The sequence below is a fragment of the Kitasatospora sp. NPDC023118 genome (genome assembly GCF_055560875.1).
This window is the reverse complement of record NZ_JBVHHW010000008.1, coordinates 219404-233556: the sequence shown is the minus strand read 5'-3', so window position 1 is coordinate 233556 and position 14153 is coordinate 219404. Positions and strand designations below refer to the sequence as shown.

Annotated in this window: 12 protein-coding genes and 1 pseudogene; 5 read left to right on the top strand and 8 right to left on the bottom strand. The window is 74.5% G+C overall.

What is annotated here, in order from left to right; genetic code table 11:
• The first annotated feature begins 123 nt into the window (after positions 1–123).
• Together ACZ3UD_RS13235 and ACZ3UD_RS13230 are read left to right on the top strand one after the other, a co-directional pair.
• The gene (locus ACZ3UD_RS13235; protein WP_465585792.1) at positions 124–360 is read left to right on the top strand and encodes a hypothetical protein; all 237 of its coding nucleotides are present in this window, start codon (positions 124–126) and stop codon (positions 358–360) included.
• A 297-nt stretch (positions 361–657) separates the two neighbouring features.
• A pseudogene (locus ACZ3UD_RS13230) lies at positions 658–1659 on the top strand (GAF domain-containing protein); the annotation flags it as partial.
• A gap of 240 nt (positions 1660–1899) precedes the next feature.
• On the opposite strand, the gene ACZ3UD_RS13225 reads toward ACZ3UD_RS13230, so the two are convergent.
• The 8 genes from ACZ3UD_RS13225 to ACZ3UD_RS13190 form a co-directional block, all read right to left on the bottom strand.
• A complete protein-coding gene (locus tag ACZ3UD_RS13225; RefSeq protein WP_465585790.1) occupies positions 1900–2598 on the bottom strand; it encodes an alpha/beta fold hydrolase in 699 nt (232 codons plus the stop codon).
• Between the two features lie 101 nt (positions 2599–2699).
• Positions 2700–3455, bottom strand: a complete 756-nt coding sequence (locus ACZ3UD_RS13220) for a methyltransferase domain-containing protein (RefSeq protein ID WP_465585788.1) — start codon at positions 3453–3455, stop codon at positions 2700–2702.
• 3 nt (positions 3456–3458) lie between these two features.
• Entirely contained in the window at positions 3459–4226 is a 768-nt protein-coding gene (locus ACZ3UD_RS13215; protein ID WP_465585786.1) for an SDR family oxidoreductase, read from the bottom strand.
• The gene (locus ACZ3UD_RS13210) at positions 4214–5083 is read right to left on the bottom strand and encodes a TauD/TfdA family dioxygenase (RefSeq protein WP_465585784.1); all 870 of its coding nucleotides are present in this window, start codon (positions 5081–5083) and stop codon (positions 4214–4216) included. Before ACZ3UD_RS13210 ends, ACZ3UD_RS13215 begins: the two co-directional genes overlap by 13 nt.
• Positions 5084–5094: 11 nt before the next feature.
• Positions 5095–6363: an aspartate aminotransferase family protein gene (locus ACZ3UD_RS13205; protein WP_465585782.1), complete on the bottom strand. Its 1269-nt coding sequence runs from the start codon at positions 6361–6363 to the stop codon at positions 5095–5097.
• A 34-nt stretch (positions 6364–6397) separates the two neighbouring features.
• The gene (locus tag ACZ3UD_RS13200) at positions 6398–10495 is read right to left on the bottom strand and encodes an AMP-binding protein (RefSeq protein WP_465585780.1); all 4098 of its coding nucleotides are present in this window, start codon (positions 10493–10495) and stop codon (positions 6398–6400) included.
• Positions 10492–11061, bottom strand: coding sequence for a DUF6309 family protein (locus tag ACZ3UD_RS13195; protein ID WP_465585778.1), 570 nt, complete (start codon positions 11059–11061; stop codon positions 10492–10494). The genes ACZ3UD_RS13200 and ACZ3UD_RS13195 overlap by 4 nt, the downstream gene beginning before the upstream one ends.
• 11 nt (positions 11062–11072) lie before the next feature.
• Complete coding sequence (locus ACZ3UD_RS13190) at positions 11073–11870, bottom strand: phytanoyl-CoA dioxygenase family protein (protein ID WP_465585777.1); 798 nt, start codon at positions 11868–11870, stop codon at positions 11073–11075.
• Positions 11871–12255: 385 nt separating this feature from the next.
• Between ACZ3UD_RS13190 and ACZ3UD_RS13185 the strand changes: the two genes are divergently transcribed.
• From ACZ3UD_RS13185 to ACZ3UD_RS13175, 3 genes are all read left to right on the top strand, one after another.
• Positions 12256–13026 carry a TetR/AcrR family transcriptional regulator gene (locus ACZ3UD_RS13185; protein ID WP_465585776.1) on the top strand — a complete coding sequence of 257 codons (771 nt, stop codon included), beginning with the start codon at positions 12256–12258 and terminating at the stop codon, positions 13024–13026.
• A 122-nt stretch (positions 13027–13148) separates the two neighbouring features.
• Positions 13149–13352, top strand: a complete 204-nt coding sequence (locus tag ACZ3UD_RS13180) for a DUF1918 domain-containing protein (RefSeq protein ID WP_465585774.1) — start codon at positions 13149–13151, stop codon at positions 13350–13352.
• A gap of 50 nt (positions 13353–13402) precedes the next feature.
• Positions 13403–14053, top strand: coding sequence for a DedA family protein (locus tag ACZ3UD_RS13175; protein ID WP_465585772.1), 651 nt, complete (start codon positions 13403–13405; stop codon positions 14051–14053).
• The last annotated feature ends 100 nt before the right edge of the window (positions 14054–14153 follow it).

The window sequence follows — 14153 nt, the reverse complement described above, 5'->3', positions numbered from 1 at the left end:
GAACTCTCCCCCGACGGCCCGCAGGCCACCACACGAGCAGTCGAGGCCACCTGGGGAGAGGCCGAGCGACTCCCCGCCTGATCACACCTACGGAGTGCCCTCCGAACCCCTCAGGACCCGACCATGACCGAGCACACCACAGAACACACGCCAGGCACGGCTCTCCACCCGCCCGGCCGTGACCTCGAAGGCGCCGTCGAGCGCCTGGAGATGCTGGAATCCCAGGTCCAGGCCCTCGGCCAAGCGATCCGCGCCCTTATCCAGGGCTTGGAAGACATTCCCGACCAGGAACCCGACCCCGCCCAGCCAGGCCGCGCCGCCCGGCTGGCCCACGAACTCCTGCTCGCCCAAGGGCTCTAGGATCACCCACGGTCCGAAAACGGGACGCTCACGCGTGCGGCCGCCCCGGGCCGCCTCCAGGCGCCCGTCCTCTCGATGGCAGCCACCGTCACCGCGTCGACCATGTGCGGAGCCGGAAGACGTCGCCGGGGCGGGGTGCGATGGCACCTCGACAGCGCGGGCATGGCCACTGGCGCGTTCCCGCGGCAGGAGGAACCGTGACGGGTGGACGTGCCGCAGACGGCCACCGCGTCCGGCAGGACAGGGCGGACACACCTAGGCCGGTCAGTGGCGTCGGGCGAGCCGTGGAGGATTCCCTTGGGCAACGCATCGGACAATTCCGCCCCCGTGCCCAAACTGCGTCTGGACGAGCTCCTGGACGAGCTCCAAACCCGCCTGGACGCGGCCCGGGGCACCCGCGACCGGGTCCACAGCCTGCTGGAGGCGGTGCTGGCGGTCGGGCGGTGACCTGGAGCTGTCCCAGGCCCTGCAGCACTGTCCCAGGCCCTGCAGCACATCGTGGAGGCGGCGGTCACCCTGGTGGACGCCGAGTACGGCGCCCTGGGCGTGATCGGCGCGGACCAGCGGCTGTCGCAGTTCATCCCGGTCGGTGTCACGGACAAGCAGGTCGAGCTGATCGGCGCCCTGCCGTCCGGGCACGGCATCCTCGGCGAGCTGATCCGCCACCCCGAGCCGCTGCGGCTCACCCGGATCTCCGACCACCCGGCCTCCTACGGCTTCCCGGCCAACCACCCGCCCATGCGGACGTTCCTGGGGGCGCCGATCCGCATCCGGGACAAGGTGTTCGGCAACCTCTACCTGACCGAGAGCCGCGGCGGCGGCGAGTTCGACGCCGAGGACGAGTCGGTGCTCGCCACCCTCGCCGTCGCCGCCGGGGTCGCGATCGACAACGCCCGGCTCTACGACCGGGCCCGGCAGCGGCAGCGCTGGCTGGAGGCGAGCGCCGAGGTCACGAACAGCCTGCTCTCGGGAAGCGCGGAGCAGGAGGTGCTGGACCTGCTGCTCGCCCGGGCCTCCGAGATCGCCGGCGCGGACCTCGCCGTCGTCGCCCTGCCGCTGCCGGACTCCCGCGAACTGGAGGTGCGGATCGCCGTCGGCCTCGGTGAGGAGCAGCACCGCGGCCCGGTTCGGGTCCGCGTGGACCTCCAGGCCGAGCAGGTCCGGAGTGGGGCGGAAGCGCCAGGGCTGGCTGTTGTGCAGCGAACGGTGCCGGCCTCCGGCCTCGGCCAGCAGGTGCGGGTCGGCGGTGGTGAGGACGGTTTCGGCGGTCATGGTGGTTCACTCCCTGCTCCCGGCGGGGAGCGCCGGTGATTCGAGCATCCGCCGCACCGGCAGTGTCCGGCGAGGGCCCAACGGCCCTGGGCGCACCGGCCGAGCGGCCTCATCTGCCGATGACACGGAGCCCCCGTCCTCCCCCTCCGGCCCGGCCGATGGGGCCGGGTGGCGGGCCGAACGGAACACGCCCCGGAGGACGCCGACCAGGTGCTGACCGTCCTCATCGCCGCGCCTGCGGCCCCGCGTCTGACGGGGCCGCAGGCATCACCACCCGGCGGTGTCCAGCAGGATCCGGGCCAGCTCGGCCGGCCGGGAGAACATCGGCCAGTGCCCCGTGTCCAGTTCGACCAGCCGCCAGTGCCCGTCGGCCACCAGCTCGGCCACCTCCTCGTCGGGTTCCGCCGCGGCGAGCAGGCACAGCAGGTAGGTCGTGGGCAGCTCGGCCAACGGTCGGGTCAGCACCGCGGGTTCGGTCAGGGTGGCGCCCGGGTGCGGGGTCGAGCCGGCGACGATGCGGGCGATCTGCCCGTCGGTCAGGCCGTGGCCCTCGAAGTGGGCGGCGGTGGCGCTCGGCCAGAACCCGCCGTTCCCGGCGATCGCCGCCGTCAGCGCCACCCCGCCGTCCGGCCAGCCCTCGGCGAACGACCGGCCGTCGACCGGGAGGCCGGCGTCGACGAGCACCAGGTGGGCCAGCCGGTCACCGATCCGCGCCGCGGCCTGCCCCGCCGGGACGCCCGCGTAACTGTGGCCGACCAGCACGACCTCGCGCAGGTCGAGGCGCTCGACCTCGGCCACGATGTCCTGGACGTGGGTCTGCTGCCCGGCCGGGACGCCCTGCCGGTCGGCGAGGCCGGAGAGGGTCAGCGGGTGGACGCCGTGCCCGGCCGCCCGCAGGTGCGCCACCACGTCGTCCCAGGCCCAGGCCCCGAGCCGCGCACCCGCGACCAGTACGAAGTTCACCATGATCGTCACCCTAGCGGGCCGATTCCGCGATCACCGAGGGTATCTCCACGCCCCGGACATGGCACGTGGTCGCCATCCTCCTCCCGTGCGGACACAGTTGATCAAGCGGTTCCGCCCGGTGCCCCCTCCCGGTGTCGCCACCGCACCGGATCGGAGGCCGAGGCCAGCGGCGCCGACGCGGCCGACGCCCGGTACCCCGCGCAGGAGAGCACCAGCATCTCGTTGTCCCCGGGCTGGAATTCGTACGCCACCCGCTCCACCCGGCTCCCGATCCCGACCCCAGCCAGCTCATCGCGCAGCCGGTCCAGCCCTTCGTACCGCTCGCCGGTGTCGTACACCATCACCGGGAAGAGCCTGACCTCCCGCCGCGCCACCCGGGCGAGTTCCAGCAGCGCGGCCCGATGGAAGCCCTCGTCCAGCCGGTTGCCGTAGGAGAAGATCAGGTGCGAGCTGAGTACCAGGTCGAAGGATCCGTCGGCGAAGGGGAGTTCGGGCAATGCCCCGGCAATGTAGCGGTCCGGGCGGTCGGCGATGTCGGCCCGGAACGTCCGGGCGTTGGCCACCCACTGACGGACCATGTCGTCCGCATCGGCGTACCACGTCCGGGCGAAGCCCGCCGTCTCCTTCACCAGCGCCTCGCGCTTGAACAGCGTCTCCCGCTCGACCAGCAGCCCCAACTCCTCCCGATGCGTGGCGTATTCACGGTCGACGGCGACCGCGTCGATGCCGCGCCGGCCCGCCTCGGCGACAAAACCCGCCGCGCCGCCCGGGCAGTCCAGGATGCGCTGTTCCAAGTCCCGGTCGGTGAGCGCGAACATCGCGCGGTACTCCGCGAAGGAGCGGGCGCTGACCAGCACGGCTCACCCCCTCCCCACGAACGGCATGGTGCTCGGCAGCACCACCAGGGAGTGGATGGTGGTGTCGGGCGGCTGCGAGGCCATCAGCACCAGGGCCTCGGTGAAGCGCTCCACCGGGATGGTCGCCTCGACCGCCATCGTGCCGTCGGCCTGCATCGCGGCGGGCTGCGGACCACCGTCCGGCGGGGCGACGTTGCCGACGTCGATCTGCCCGCAGGAGATGCCGTACGGGCGGCCGTCCAGGGCGAGCACCTTGGTGAGGCCGAGGACGGCGTGCTTGGCGGCCGTGTAGGCCAGGGAGTTGGGGCGGGGCACGTGGGCCGAGGGCGCGCCGTTGTTGATGATCCGGCCGCCCTGCGGGGACTGGGTGCTCATCAGCCGGAAGGCCTCCCGGGCGCACAGGAAGCTGCCGGTGACGATGGTGTCCAGCACCCGGTTCCAGTCCTCGAACGGGGTCTCGACGATCGGCCGGCGCGGGGCGGCCGCGCCCGCGTTGTTGAACAGCAGGTCGAGCCGACCGTAACGGCCGCGGACGGCGTCGAAGAGCCGGGCCACCTCCTCGGGGCTGCGGATGTCGGTCGGTACGGTGAGGATCCGCGCCGGGTCGACCTCCGCGAGTGCGGCGGTCTCCTCCAGCGCGTCCTTGCGCCGCCCGGCCAGCACCACCGTCCAGCCCGCCGCCAGCAGGGCCAGCGAGGAGGCCCGGCCGAGCCCGCTGCCGCCGCCGGTCACCAGGGCGACCTTTCCGTGCGACTGAGTCACGGTGTCCACGTCTCCCCCTCGTTCAGCCAGATCCGCAGCATCCGCCGGGCGTGCGGACCGGGTTCGTCCACGTACGGTGAACGCCCGTGCAGCACCCGGCTGTTGCGGATGATCAGCAGGTCCCCGGCGGCCATCGGCAGCCCGAAGGCGATCTCCGGCCGGTAGAGCACCTCGTCAAGCACGCCCAGTGCCTCCCACTGGCGGTCCGTCAGTTCCGGCCCGCCCCGGTCGGGGGAGGAGCGGACGGTGCGGGTCTGGTAGTAGCAGCCGATGGTCCCGTCCTTCTGCGGGTAGAGGATCGGGGTAACCACGACCTGCGGGCCGGCCCGGCCGCTCCGGTCGAAGGTCCAGTTCTCGCCGAGGGTGGCCAGCGCGTCCGGCCGCTCCTTCCCGATCAGGTCGTGGACGTGCCGGGCGCTCGCCAGCTTGGTCAACCCCCCGCCGTGGTAGGCGGGTTGGATGCAGAGCAGGACGAGCAGGTCGCAGGTGTCGCAGTGGAATCCGAGTTCGGTGTCGCCGTCGCCGTCCTGGTCGCGCAGCACCGAGGTGAGGTCGCCGCGCCCGTTCTGCGGCACGATCCGGCCGTAGTCCCGCAGCAGGAAGGAGACCGCCTCGGTGATCTCCTGCTCCGGCTGCGCCGGGTCGACCAGCCTGCCGATGTGGGTGAGGCCGACGGAGGCGATGCTGTCCCGGACGAAGGTCCGCAGCCGCTCGCGCACCGGCCCGGCCGCGCCCCAGCGCCCGACCCGCGCATCGGCCCAGAGCAGCCGCCGCTCCCGCTCGCCCAGCGGCAGCGACCACAGTTCCCGCCGAGCCTCCAACTCCAGACTGCTCCAGCCGATCTCGGCCACCGTGTGCTCGCTCATCAGGCCTCCTCCTACCGGGCCCCGGCCGCGACGGCCTTGGACCAGAGCGCCAGCGCCTCGTCGATCTGCCCGGCCGTGACGACCAGGGCGGGGATCATCCGGACCACGTTGAGGTGGGTCCCGCAGAGCAGGAGCAGCAGGCCGAGGTCGGCCGCCGTCTGCTGGACCCGCCGGGCGGCGTCCGGGTCCGGCGAGCCGTCCGGGCGGCAGAACTCGCTGGCCGCCATCAGCCCGAGGCCCCGGACGTCGGCGATGCCGGGCGCCTGGGCGGCGACCGCCCGCAGCCCGTCCAGCAGCCGTGCGCCCTGCTCGGCGGCGTTCTCGACCAGCCGCTCCTCGCGCAGCACGTCCAGGGTGGCCAGGGCGGCGGCGCAGGCCACCGGGTTGCCGCCGTAGGTGCCGCCCTGCGAGCCGGGCCAGGCGCGCCGCATCAGTTCGGCCGGCGCGGCGATCGCGGACAGCGGGAAGCCGCTGGCCAGGCCCTTGGCGGTGATCAGCACATCGGGCAGCACGCCGTCCTCGTACTGGTGGGCCCAGAACCGGCCGGTGCGGCCGAAGCCGGTCTGCACCTCGTCCACCACCAGCAGGATGCCGTGCCGGTCGGCTCGCTCGCGCAGTCCGGCCAGGAACCCGGCCGGGGCGGGGACGTAGCCGCCCTCGCCGAGCACCGGCTCGACGAACATGGCCGCCGTCTCGGCGGGAGCGGAGACGGTGGCGAGCACCTCGTCCAGCCCGCGCAGGGCGTGCGCCACCGCCTCCTCCTCGGAGAGCCCCAGCGAGAGTCGCAGCCGGAACGCGGCCGGGAAGGGCGCCACCGCGACCCCGGGCACCAGTGGGCCGATGCCCGCCCGGAAGCGGGTCCCGGCGGTGGTGAGGGCGGCCGCGCCCATGGTGCGGCCGTGGAAGGAGCCCTCGAAGACGATCACGTTCTGCCGCCCGGTGGCGTGCCGGGCCAGCCGCAGCGCGGCCTCCACGGCCTCCGTCCCGGCGGTGGCATAGAACAGCGAGTCCAGCCCGGTCGGCAGGACCTCGCCCAACCGCTGGGTGAGGGTGAGCAGTTGGTCGTGCAGGACGGTGGTGTACTGGCCGTGGATCAGCCGGCCGGCCTGTTCGCGGACGGCCTCGACCACCCGGGGGTGGCAGTGGCCGGTGCTGGTCACCCCCACGCCGGAGGTGAAGTCGAGGTAGCGGCGGCCGTCGGCGTCGTAGAGGTGGAGGCCTTCGCCTCGCACGGCGACGACCGGGGTGGCCTGCTTGAGCACCGGGGAGAGCTGGGGCAAGGGAGTCTGCCTTCCGTGAGTCGAGTGGATCGGGTCAGCGGGGCGGGAGGTAGCCGGCCTCGGACGCCCAGGTGAGCGCGGCCGACCACCACTGCGGGGTCGGCGCGGCGAAGCGGACGCCCAGCCGGTCGAGCACGGAGGTGGTGTAGGCGCTGTCCACCCGGACGTTGCGCTCCTCCTGCTGCGCCCAGGCGGCGGCCAGCCGGGCGGCCGTCGGGTGCCGGCGCTCGGCCCGGGCGATGGCGGCCGCGAAGGCCCCGTCGTCGGTGAGCCGGACGGCGTAGCCGAACTCGGCGAGCCGGCCCACGAGTTCGTCGTGCGGCACGGCGTACGGGTTCTCCACGTGGTAGGCGCCGGGCGCGGCGTACGGGTCGAGGGCGATCGCGGCGATCCCGGCGGCCACCGTGTCCACGTGCGAGAACGCGAAGGAGGTGTCCGGCCGGCTGGGGGCGGCGCCCGCCAGCAGGTAGCCGCGGATGAGCTGGTAGATCCGGTTGTCCCCGGCGTTGGCCTGGAAGGCACCGGTCCGGCTGTGTGCGGCGATGTGCCCGCTGCGGTACAGGAAGGCGGTGTGCCCGGTGGCCGCCCAGGCCCGGACGGCCTGCTCGGCCCGGTACTTGGTGCGCTCGTACGGGGTGCGGAAGTGCTGGCCGATCCACAGGTCGGCTTCGCTGAAGCGGCGCGGCGGGCCGTCCGCCCCGCCGGAGACGGCGAGGGTGGAGACGTGGTGGAGCGCGGCCGTCGGGGTGTGCTCCTCGATCCAGCCGAGCAGCCGGCGCACCGCCGTGTGGTTGGTGCGCTCCAGCTCGTCGGGCGAGGCGACCAGCCGGACGTCCGCCGCCGCGTGCACCACGATCCGGGCGGTGCGGGCGCGCTCCAGCGCGGCCGGGGAGAGGCCGAGGCCGTCCCGGTCGATGTCCCCGGCGACGGCCTGGGCCCGGCCGACGGCCAGGCGGCGTGACGCCTCCGCCTCGTCCGCGGCCCGGACCAGGCAGGTGACCTCGGCGCCGCGCCGCAGGAAGGCATCCAGCAGGTGCCGGCCGAGGTATCCGGTGGCGCCGGTGAGCAGCACCCGGGCGGGTTCGCGGACGCCCACCCGGGCGGTGGGCGGCACCCGGGCGTGCAGCAGTTGGCCGGAGGTGGAGAGCGGCGCGCGGACGGGCCGCTCCGCCGACGGCCCGGCGAGCGCCTCGGCGAAGCGGGCGGCGATCCGCTCGGCGGCGGGGTGGGGCACGCCGGGCCACCCGTACACCAGGTCGGCGACCAGCCGTTGCTCCACCACCCGTGCGGTGAGCCGCAGTCGGTACAGCGGGTCGCCCCCGGCGCAGCGGGCCAGGCCCGCCTGCTCGTCGGCGACGGTCCAGTCCAGCGCGGGCTCCTCGGGGAGCCGGAAGGTACCGAGGAAGTTGAACCCGACGGCCGGGCGTTCGCCGGGTGCGTCCATCGGTCGGACGGGCGCCTCGCGCAGCCGCCGCGCGGCGGCCTCGGCGCCCGCCGAGGGGTCCAGCTCGACGTGCTTGACGGCGGTGAACCAGCCGACGGTGTCCAGGTATTCGCCCGGGTCGCCGACGGTGTCCCGGCCGTGGGTCTCCACCTCCACCGCGAGCCGGGGCTCACCCCGCCAGTGCGCGACGGCCCCGGCGAAGGCGGTGAGCAGGACGGCCTCCAGCCCGGCCCCGCCACCGTGCCGGGCGACCAGCCGGGCGGTGGCGTGCTCGTCCAGGGCCCAGCTGAGCGCGGCCGGTCGGGCGGGCGGCACGGGAGCCGGAGCCTCCGGTACGGGAGCCGAGGCCTCCGGCGCAGCAGGCGGGGGCGGCGCGGCCGCCGCCCACTGGTAGAAGTCGGGGGTCGGCGGCAGGTCGGCCGGTCGTCGATCGAACACAGCCTGGTCGAGCACCGCGCGGTAGGCGTGGGCGAGGTCGTCCAGCAGGATCCGCCAGGACAGCCCGTCCACCACCAGGTGGTGGGCGATCAGCGCCAGTCGGTCGTCGGTGCCGGGCGGGCCGGTGAACAGGTGGGCGCGCAGCAGCCGTCCGGCCAGGGGGTCGAGGCTGCGGTGGAGTTCGGTGCAGACTCCGGCGACGGTGTCGGCGATCGCGCCCGCCGCGCGCGGGATCCGGGAGTGGGAGAGCGGGTCCAGCTCGGTCACCGCCCGGGGTTCGCCGTACCCGTCCGGCGAGACGGGCCGGCGCAGCGCCGGGTGGCGTTCCAGTACGGCCGCGACCGCCGCCGAGAGCGCGGCCGGGTCGACGGCGGTGCGGCAGCGCAGCAGTACGGACTGGTTCCAGTGCCGTGGGTCCTCGACGGACCGCTGCCGGTACAGCCAGCGCTGAGCGGGCGCGAGTCGGCCGCCACCACCGGGTCGGCGCGGAGCCGGAACGGCAGCGTCGACTGGCACCGCCACGGCGGCCAGCCCGGCCGCCGTCGGGTGCCGGTAGAAGTCCTCGTGGGCGACCCGCAGCCCGGAGCGCCGCAGGAGGGCGATGGTGCGCATGGCGAGGATGGAGTCCCCGCCGAGGGCGAGCACGTCCGCCTGCGGCCCGACGCCGGACAGCCCGAGCGCGCCGGCCCAGAACCGGCCGATCTCCCCCGCCAGGCCGTCCCCGCCGGGCCCCGACGGCTCCGCCCTGGCCTCGACCAGTTCGGCGACCAGCTCACCCAGCCGCGGCCGGTCCAGCTTGCCGTTCGGCCCGACCGGGAACTCCGCGAGCACCAGGATCGGCTGCGGCACCGAGTAGCCGGGCAGCCGGTCACGCAGATACGCATCGAGACCCTCGACGTCGGCGCCCTCCAACAGCCGTACCGTGCCGAGCAGTTGGTTCCCGACGGCGGTCTCCCGCAGCAGCGCCGCCGAGCCCGCGACGCCCGGGTACCCGTCCATGGCCCGCTCGACCTCGGCGAGGTCGACCCGGTAGCCCCGGACCTTCACCTGGCGGTCCACCCGCCCGAGGAAGACCAGTTCCCCGTCCGCCCGCCGACGGCACACGTCACCGGTCCGGTACATCAGTCGGCCGTCCCGCCGGACGAAGCCGCGGGCGGTCTCGGCCGGCCGCCCGAAGTAGCCGGCGCTGACGCCCCGCCCGCCGACCAGCAGCTCCCCCTCGGCCGCCGCCCGCCCCCGCCCGTCCACCAGGGTGAGCAGCACCTCGCCGATCCCGCTGCCGATCGGCACGGTCGGCTCCCCGGCGGGCAGTTCCCGGGCTGAGGCGGCGAGGAAGCAGGTGGCCCCGACGGTGGTCTCGGTCGGCCCGTAGTGGTTGACCAGCCGCTCGGTGACCTTGCCGTCCAGCAGCGCGGCCGCCAGCGGACGCGGCAGCGCCTCGCCGCCCAGCAGCAGGGTGCGCAGCGGCGCCGCGTCGGCCGGGCGCCCCTCCAGCAGGGCGGTCAGGTGCGAGGGCGTGGTCTTCAGGGTGTCGACCCCGGCCCGGCGCAGCGAGGCCCAGAAGGCCTCCGGATCGCGCACCTCCCGGTCGGGGACGACGTGCACCGAGCCCCCGGTGGCCAGGGCGAGCAGCCAGGCGGTGTGCCCGAGGTCGGCGGCCAGCGTGGTGACGTGCGCCAGGCGGGGGGCGTCCGCCGAGGTCAGGCCGAGCCGCGCGGCCAGCGACAGGGCGTAGTGCACGGCGTTGTCCTGGGTGACCGCCACCGCCTTGGGCTCGCCGCTGGACCCGGAGGTGAAGGAGAGGTAGGCGAGGTCCTCCCCCGCCGCCTCGCCACCCGACCACGACGGGCCGGCCGCCTCGACGTCCACCACCTCCCCGCCGAGGCCGCCCCCGGTGGCGAGCACCCGCGAGACCCGGACGGCCGCCAGCCGCCGGGCGAGGTCGGCCGCCGACCAGTCCGGGTCGGCCAGCACGGCCGCCGCGCCGGAGCGCAGCACGCCGTGCAGCAGCACCAGCATCCGGGCGTCCCGGGGCCCGAGCAGGGCGACCCGGTCGCCCCGCCCGGTGCCGCCGGCGGCCAGCCGGGCGGCGATCCGCCCGGCGGCGGTGTCGAGCGTGCGGTAGTCGTAGGCGCGGACGCCGTCGGTGAGGGCGGGCCGGTCGGGGTGGGACCGGGCGAGCTGCGACAGGAGCACGGTCAGCAAGTTGGTGGCGGACGCGGAGCGGAGGTGCTGCGTCGCGGGGGTCACGCCGACTCGTCCCCCGTCCGTGCCGCTCCCACCGGCCGGGCGAGCGACCCGGGGTCGCCCACCAGGTACCCGTCCAGCCCGGCCAGTTCGGGCAGGCGCCCGGCCAACTCCCAGGCCAGCATGCGGTGCAGGCCGTCGATGTGGATCAGTCCCTCCCGGACCAGCAGGTCCGCGTAGTCGGGGTGGTCGACCGGCCCGGTGCTGAGGAACAGCGGCGTGAACGGCGCCCGGCGCAGCACCCGCAGCTTGCCCGCGCAGACCGGGTTGGCCGCCGCCCAGGCGGCGCCGCCGGAGCGGACGCGTTCGGCCGCCTGGGCCACGGTCAGCCCGGTGCGCGGGACGAGTTCGATCTCCCCGCCCTCGCTGAGGTGCCAGGGCAGGACGACACCGAGGAGGTCGGCCCGGCTCAGCCGGACCCGCCACCAGCCGCCGGGGATCCGGTCGGCGCGTTCGACGTTCTCCTCGCCGTACAGGTTGCTGTTCGCCTCGTGGGCCCGCTCCACCGGGTGGTCCCGCAGGTAGGCGTCGTGGACCTCGGGGTAGGCGACGGCGGTGACGATCTCCACGGCTGTGCTCCTCAGACGGTTCCGGCGTACTCGGTGAAGTGGTGTTCCGCGAACAGCTCGGGCCACTGGCCGTCGGCCAGGTCCAGTTCGCGGGCCCGGGCGAGCATCTGCCGCCAGTAGGGCTTCACCGGGCGCCAGCGCGCCCCCACCTGGCAGTACGAGGCGTCGATGAAGTACCGGGGCCTGCCAGGCCCGTCGGGTGCCGGTCTGCGGGTGTGGAACAGCGCCGAGTTGAGCAGCACGGTGGAGCCGGGCGGCAGCCGGTCGATGACCACCTCGCCGGGCAGTTCCGCGGTTCCGTGGTGGGCGTAGGCGGTCTTGCCGGCGGTGCTGTGGTGCGAGCCAGGCAGCACGGCCAGGCTGCCGACCTTCTCGTCCAGGCCCCCGAGGTAGTGCAGTGCGTGGACCATCAGCAGCGCCGGGTCGGGGCCGTCGTTGGGCTCGCAGTCGTGGTGCCAGGGCTTTCCGGGGATGCCCGGGGCCTGGCGGTCGCTGTGCAGGTGGTGGAAGACGAAGGAGGGCCCGATCAGCCCGGTCAGCGCCCGCATCAGCGGCGGGTGGGTGAGCAGCCGGCCGTGGGCGGGGAGCTCCAGTTCCAGCAGCGGGGGCGGCCCGTACCGGTCGGGGTCGGTGCAGGCGTCGATCGAGCGGGCCCGCAGGCCCTCGTCCACCCACCGGTCCACCTCGGGGACGAGGCGTTCGAGCAGTGCTTCGGGCAGCAGTCCGGGCAGGACCAGGTAGCCGGACTCCAGGAACTGACGGCGGTGCTCGGTGTCGAGGGCCTCACGCCCGGTGGAGAACAAGGTCACCGAACCGATCCCCTCCTTCCGTTCGACGGGACGCACAGGGGCGGGACGCGCACGGGGACGCGTGACGAGCCAGGGTGCACACGGGTTCATCCAGACCTCGGGTGGCGGCGGTGTCGCCCGTCGTCGCCACGGACTGCTGGGATGCGCGATCACCTGAATTCGGATCACCACGAAGAGGCATGCGTCGATCACACAAGGTGATCCGCCACAGGAGTATGAACCGGTCTTCGCGTCCACGACAAGACCAAAGCCGACCCGTGGACACCTTTCCGCCGCCGTGCCGTTCAGCTCCGGCCACCAGTTGATTCCTCCCCCACCGGAAACTCCGGTCCTTCCGCGCCCCGGTGATTCGCCGTCGGAACAGCGGATGCGGCAGAGTTGCCACATGAGCGAGCGGAGCATGGGGGTACCCCCGGCCGAAGGCTGGGGGAGAACCGTCGAGAGGGGCGCATTGCGCGAAGCGCCCGCCGAGCGCAGCGAGGTGAGTGCCATCGCGGACACGCGGAGTCACCACACGGCCGGGCCGACCCGGCGGCGGCCGGTCCAGCAGCGCAGCCAGGAGCGGTACGGCCGCATCCTGGACGCCTGCGCCGGGTTGCTGGACGAGGTCGGGGCGACCGCGCTCACCACCAAGGAGGTCGCCCAGCGCGCCCGGGTGCCGATCGGCACCCTGTACCAGTTCTTCGCCGGAAAGGAGGACCTGCTGGCCGCGCTCGCCACCCGCAACCTCGACCAGTACCTCCAACGGCTGGACGCCCGGCTGGCCGCCTCCGCGCCGGTCGGCCCGGCCGGCTTCACCGACCTCGCGGTGGAGGAGTTCGTGGCGATGAAGCGCGCGGTGCCCGGGTTCGGCCAGGTGGACTTCGGGCTGGCCGGCGCCGCGGTGCCGGCCGGGGTCCGGGATGAGACGCACCTGCTGGACGCGGGCGTGGACAACAACACCGCCGTCGCCCTGCGGCTGCAGGCGCTCGGCGGCGAACTGTTCGCCGCGGGCGACCCGGCGGCCACCACGCTCAGCCTGCGGGTCGCCCTGGAGGCGGCCGACGCGGTGCTCAAACTGGCCTTCCGGGGGGACCCGGACGGCGATCCGGCGCTGATCGCCGAGTGCAAGCGGCTGGTGCGCGGTTACCTGGCGCAACAGCCGTCCAGCGGCTGACGCACGACCCACGGGTTCGGCGCATCCCGTCCGCCCGAGCCGTTGCGAGCCCGCCGCGCCCGCAGCACAGTGGAAAGCGGAACGGCCGCGGAGGCGGCCACCGCGACCCGAGGAGCACGACCATGCACGCAGCGGTAGGTGACCAGCTCCATATCCACAGCAGGTCGGTGGGCATGGTGGACCAGAAGGGCATCATCACGGAGGTGCGCGGCACCGACGGCGAGCCCCCGTACGTGGTCCGCTTCGAGGACGGCCACGAAGGCCTGATCTACCCCGGCCCCGACTGCAACATCGAACACGCCGGGTCCCGCCAGGCGGGACACTGACCGACTCCCCCACCACCCCGTGCCCGACCCGCGCGAGGTGGTGAGGAGCGGTGTCCGCCCCCTCGCCCCCGCTGCCCGGGGCGCTCGCCGGGCTCGCGCCACTGCTGGACCACTACGGGTACCTCGCGGTGGCACTGCTCGTACTGCTCGACAACTGCGGCATCCCGGTGCCCGGGCAGACCATCCTGGTGCTCGCCTCGGTGTACGCCGGCACCGGGCACCTGGACTTCGCCGCCGTCCTGCTGATCGCGGCGGGCACCGCCACGGTCGGCAACGGCCTCGGCTACCTGATCGGCCACACCGGCGGGCGCGCCTTCGTCCACCAGTGGGGCCGTTACGTGCTGCTCACCCCGGCCCGGATGGAACGCGCGGACGGCTTCTTCGCCCGGCACGGCGGCAAGGTCGTCGCGGTCGCCCGCTTCGTGGACGGGCTGCGCCAGTACAACGGCATCATCGCCGGGACCACCGAGATGCCGTGGCGCCGCTTCGCGGTCTTCAACCTGCTGGGCGCGGTGCTGTGGACCGCGGTGTGGGGCACCTTCGGCTACGTCGCGGGGGCCAACATCGGCGCGGTCTACCGGACGGCGATCCGCTACCAGCTCTGGTTCGCGATCGGCCTCGGGCTGCTGTTCGCGGCCTTCCTGCTCCGGCAGGTGCTGCGCTACCGGCGTCGGCGCCGCCGCGGCGCCCGCCCCGGGTGAGCCGGCGCGGGGCCCGGCCCCCGCGCCCCCGCGGCCCCCCCCAATCCGCGGCGGCACACCCACAAAGGGCCCCCCCAACCCCCCGGTGTCCGGGTCGCGC

Coding starts and splice junctions, on each gene's coding strand:
- ACZ3UD_RS13235 (WP_465585792.1), top strand. CDS start 124: ATGACCGAGCACACCACAGAACACACGCCAGGCACGGCTCTCCACCCG.
- ACZ3UD_RS13225 (WP_465585790.1), bottom strand. CDS start 2,598: ATGGTGAACTTCGTACTGGTCGCGGGTGCGCGGCTCGGGGCCTGGGCC.
- ACZ3UD_RS13210 (WP_465585784.1), bottom strand. CDS start 5,083: ATGAGCGAGCACACGGTGGCCGAGATCGGCTGGAGCAGTCTGGAGTTG.
- ACZ3UD_RS13185 (WP_465585776.1), top strand. CDS start 12,256: ATGAGCGAGCGGAGCATGGGGGTACCCCCGGCCGAAGGCTGGGGGAGA.
- ACZ3UD_RS13180 (WP_465585774.1), top strand. CDS start 13,149: ATGCACGCAGCGGTAGGTGACCAGCTCCATATCCACAGCAGGTCGGTG.